The organism is Methanoculleus sp. MH98A, from assembly GCF_000691865.1.
GTDB lineage: Archaea > Halobacteriota > Methanomicrobia > Methanomicrobiales > Methanoculleaceae > Methanoculleus.
Genome location: NZ_JMIO01000224.1, coordinates 1 through 884, shown reverse-complemented (window position 1 = coordinate 884; position 884 = coordinate 1). Strand labels below are relative to the sequence as shown.

Here is an 884-nt window from a genome sequence, read left to right as displayed (position 1 = left end):
GCCTCCCGTTTACTGCGCAGGATGACGTAAAGAGGATCGTCAGTGAAGTCGGTCAAGCAGCACCATTCCCTGCCCTTTCACGTCGAGACCGGGGATCCTCTTCGCCAGCCCCTTGATGAAGGTGGGGCTGACCCCGTATTTTCGGGATATATCGCCGATGGAGGTGGTCCCGGCCACGATCTCCTGCTGCACCGAGTCCACAATCGTGCGGAGACCCTCGTCGTTCGAGACGGCGATGTGCAGCAGATCCCCGATATCGCCCATGGAACACTGGAAACTTGCCCGGAACTTGCTGTATGTCGCCCGGTACTCCTTCGTCGGCTTCTCTCCGGGCTTCGGCATCCGCCACTGCTCTTCGATCAGGTTTCCCTTCTTGAGGATAGAGAGGCACTCGGTCACCGTCGAGGAGCCGGCGTACGTCGCCAGATCCTCCTCGGTCAGCCAGGCCTTGTTCAGGAGTTCGTAGATCTTTTTATAATCGGCATTATTGAACGTTATGAGAAGAGGAACCAGTTCAACCGGATCGTTAAGAATTTTAATATGTCCCGTCACTGCGATACCCTATTGTTATATGGTGGTATAACTCCATAAATTTTTGCTGAAATCTCAATGCGTACCAGTGGCACAATCATCATCCGGGGCATCGTTCAGGGAGTCGGGTTTCGTCCCTTTGTCTATGCAAAAGCGCGGGAATTCGGGATCGCGGGGACGGTCAAAAACCTCGGGAGCGAGGTCGAGATCCACGCATCCGGCGACCGCTTCGAGGAATTTCTGGAGGCCGTTTCCAGAGGGACACCATTATCTCAAATAGATTCCGTAGATGTCCAGAATCTGCGCGGCGGGAAGACCGAAGGGTTTACCATCCTCGAAAGTAATTCCGGGAG

The 884-nt window shown here is 54.5% G+C and carries 2 protein-coding genes; one reads left to right on the top strand and one right to left on the bottom strand.

Going from position 1 to position 884, the window contains the following annotated elements:
- Positions 1-39: 39 nt before the first annotated feature.
- Positions 40-552, bottom strand: coding sequence for an ArsR family transcriptional regulator (locus EI28_RS12690; RefSeq protein WP_048114892.1), 513 nt, complete (start codon positions 550-552; stop codon positions 40-42).
- Between the two features lie 57 nt (positions 553-609).
- Here EI28_RS12690 and EI28_RS12685 point away from each other — a divergent pair.
- Positions 610-884, top strand: a 275-nt coding sequence (locus tag EI28_RS12685) for an acylphosphatase (protein ID WP_048115406.1), incomplete at its 3' end; no start/stop codon positions are given.